Genomic DNA, 1037 nt, shown 5'->3' with positions numbered 1-1037 from the left:
GCCGCTACCACGGGGACCTCGACCGATCGGGCTCGCCGGTTCCATCGAGCCATCCAGTTTCACCGAATCGCCTGGCTCCACCGAATCGCCTGGCTCCGCCGAATCGCCTGGCTCCGCCGAATCGCCTGGCTCCGCCGAATCGCCTGGCTCCGCCGAATCGCGGCGCCGCTCGTACCGCCGGTGGGGTCGCGCCGGCGGGATCGTCCATTCGGGGCCGGCGCCGCCCGAGACCGCAGTCCCGTACATGGCTGCACGGCGGCGGGTACCGTCGGACGGAGCTCGCAAGCCCGGCAGTGGGTCACGACGACGGGCGGGAGCCCCGCAGGTTCGGTCGCCCGACTCGGCACTAGCCCGCACCGGTCACCAGCCTCCGGCCGCTGCATCGATTGGCAACCGCATGACCGATCCGCCCGCACAAGCGGCTGCGTCCTCGTCTCGCCATCCTCAACATAGTGTCGACCATGCCTCCGGTGCCTCGACTGCGGATCGGCGGCTATCGCAGACGCCTCGACCGATCGAGGTCGAAGTTGGTGACAGACGCGGGCCAGCCGGGCCGCGGGCGCAATCCCATGTCGCCGACCCGCGGGTACCGGAGGGGAAAAAGCCGGCGGCGCCGCCTGAGACCAGACGCCCGTTACCCAGGCCCCGCGAGGAGATTTCGCGCCCACAGCAAGCGCCCGCGGACATCGATGACGCACGCAAGGCGCCCATCTTGGACTGAAAACGCCCGCAATTGCACTCGGGCCTCGCCACTCGGGCCTCGCCAAGGGACACCCATTCCTGAGTGTCCTGAAACGGGGTGTCCCGAAAGAGGGTAAGGGGCGTTTCGGACACTGGAGCGGTGCCCTGGTCGCGATTCCAGCCCTCCTACTATTGCCGTTTTTCGGAAGGTGTTCGGGTAACTTCTCAAAAGGTGGTGGCGAGGAGAGGAGGGTAGGATCGCACAGGGTACAGAGCACTCAAGGAGCTTGGGCGCGGGCTTCGATGAGTGCGGGGAGAGCAGGGATACGGTTTTGGTTTTGAATCCGGTCGAGGAG

General features: G+C 67.4%; 1 protein-coding gene. It reads right to left on the bottom strand.

Going from position 1 to position 1037, the window contains the following annotated elements:
• On the bottom strand, positions 1–357 hold a 357-nt coding region (locus MJD61_20875), incomplete at its 3' end, for a hypothetical protein (GenBank protein ID MCG8557712.1).
• Between the last annotated feature and the right edge of the window lie 680 nt (positions 358–1037).

The organism is Pseudomonadota bacterium, from assembly GCA_022361155.1.
Classification (GTDB): Bacteria; Myxococcota_A; Polyangia; order Polyangiales; family JAKSBK01; genus JAKSBK01.
This window is presented reverse-complemented; position numbering and strand designations above follow the sequence as displayed.